Source organism: Microcystis sp. M53598_WE2 (assembly GCF_030067735.1).
GTDB lineage: Bacteria > Cyanobacteriota > Cyanobacteriia > Cyanobacteriales > Microcystaceae > Microcystis > Microcystis aeruginosa.
On sequence record NZ_JASJFE010001064.1, the window covers coordinates 1 to 2,267 of the forward strand.

The 2,267-nt window shown below is 43.7% G+C and carries 2 protein-coding genes; one reads left to right on the forward strand and one right to left on the reverse strand.

Translation table 11 applies throughout. From position 1 onward, the window contains the following. A partial coding sequence (locus tag PX636_RS21715) for a tetratricopeptide repeat protein (protein WP_288118840.1) occupies positions 1-500 on the forward strand: 500 nt, incomplete at its 5' end. Positions 501-522: 22 nt separating this feature from the next. Here PX636_RS21715 and PX636_RS21720 read toward each other — a convergent pair. After that, positions 523-1,905: an aromatic ring-hydroxylating dioxygenase subunit alpha gene (locus tag PX636_RS21720; protein ID WP_288118842.1), complete on the reverse strand. Its 1,383-nt coding sequence runs from the start codon at positions 1,903-1,905 to the stop codon at positions 523-525. Positions 1,906-2,267: the final 362 nt, after the last annotated feature.

Here is a 2,267-nt window from a genome sequence, read left to right on the forward strand (position 1 = left end):
GTCAAGGGATTATTCTGCAAAAATTAGGTCGCAAGTCAGAAGCTTTGGAGGCATTTACTCAAGCAACTAAAGCCAATTCTAATTATTATCAAGCTTGGTTAAATCAAGGGGCATTACTTCATCAAATGGAAAGATTTCAAGAAGCGATCGCATCCTACGAAAAAGCTCGCCGCATTTCTTCCCAAAAAGCCGAAGTTTTTATCGGTATCGGTAACGCTTGGTATCGTTTAGGCGACAATTACCAAGCTATAAATGCCTATCAACAGGCGATTCAAAGACAAAAAGATAACCCCGAAACCTGGAAAAGTTTAGGCAATAGTTGGTTTAAACTCGGTCAATACGAGCGAGCGATTCAAGCTTATCAAGAATCCCTTCGTTATCGTTCCAATGACCGAGAAGTGCAGGCACAAAAACAACTGGCAGAAACTCGCTGGCAAGAACTTCAGCAATCTTCCCAAAACCAAACCCCCAAAGTCGATAGTGAGGAACAGGTTCCCTAACTTCCGCTCTTTTTCGGCAGCTTTATCGCTTTTTACCGGTATTTCTCGGCAATAATTCCAGTCCTTGATAAAACTGTTTTATCAGTTCTCCCAAGCGCCAATAAACTGCCACCATAATAACAGTTAATGCTGTCAGCACTGTCACGGGAACAAGGGCCGATTGACCGAAAATTAGGGCTAAAAGTGGTAGAGATAGACCAAGAACAATAGCGATCGCTATTGTTAACCCCCGCAGACGATTAATATTTTTTAAAGCCCCTTGACAAACAGCACAATTTTTGGTATGGGAGTGATAGCGTTCCAGGAGAATCTCTTTTGATTGTCGGGGGGGGAAAGGTTGACCGGCGAAAGGATCAGCTTGGTATTGATTAACCCAATTGCGATACTCAAACACGAATAAATCCGCTTTGGTAGGGAGATAACAAGCTTGACTAAAATTCCGACTATCCCCCTGAGCTTGCAGATAACGCTCTTGATAGTAGAGAAAAATCTGATCATCTTCAAGAATAGCGTTTTGATTGATGTGGGAATACCAAGTGGGGGTAAGCTTAATGAAGAATTTCGGCAGTTTAGAGTTAAATTTAAAGGGAAAACGAGCAAAGAGACGACATTCTCCCTGACGGATGGGGGTTGCATAGACAGCTGTTAAAGTCCTTCCAAACTTTTCCGAGGTGAGATCGTGGTAAATTAATCCGGGGGCGATAAAATTGCTGTATTGCTGACCTAATTGACCTTTACGCGGTCCTTCGGGCCAAATTCCCTTAAATCCCTGACGATTGGACTCGATAATTTCTAATTCCATAGGAGCGGCATTGGCCCGATTACCGATGGTGAGATGATGGGTATAGGGAACATGACTAGAATCGATAATATTTTCGATTAAAGTGACGGCCGAGTAGGGTAGATCTCGAAAGGTATCCAAACAAATCCAAGCATCGGCATCCTCCTCCATGGGTTCAATAATTGGAATCGCAGTCAGGGGAGCATTTTCGGGATTACCCGCATAAACGAATAATAATCCCTGACGGATAGCCGTGGGAAAAGACCGCACACAAGCGCGTCGAGAGGTGTTAGCTTGACTGTTTTCCGGTTGTTGGGGAATAAATTCACAGTTTCCTCCTCCGGAAAAAGACCAACCGTGATAGGGACATTCTAGATGTCCGCTTTCGTTAAGACGACCTTCTGAGAGAGGAGCGAGACGATGGGGACATTTATCCTCGAAAACTCGCCATTCTTGCTGATTTTTGTCCCACCAAATCACTAAATCCTCTTCTAGTAGGGTAAAGCGTTGGGGCTGCTTTTTGTCTAAATCTTTGACGTAGTAGATAGGATACCAAACTTGACGACAATCAAAGCGATCGATATCTGTTCCCCCGACGGGATGGGTAGCAGTGCTGGTCAGCATAAATTTTAAAATAAGTTAACATTTCTCCTCCAAAATCTAACAAATTTAATCGACAAAAGGGGACAGATGCCGGTATCTGCTGGGGAAACAAACACTGGGGCTATATTTTGGGGTGATAATTAAAGGGTAGTCTCCCATGGATAAAGCGAGAATGGGAGAAGGATCAAGATAAAACTAAGGGGAGTTTACCAGAATGTCCGGAGAAACCGTCACTTATTCCCTAGTGGGACTTAAACAAATTTCAAGCCCAAACAAAGCCTAAACTGGCTTTGTAAGCGGCAAACACATCCCGATTCTCGGTCAGCCACTCAAAGAAACGGAAAGACATCGCTGTCCGAAAAGCTTCCAAGGCTTCCACAAAA

What these genes read in the sequence shown, in the direction of transcription:
- PX636_RS21720 (WP_288118842.1), bottom strand. Translation starts at nt 1,905, where the DNA reads ATGCTGACCAGCACTGCTACCCATCCCGTCGGGGGAACAGATATCGAT.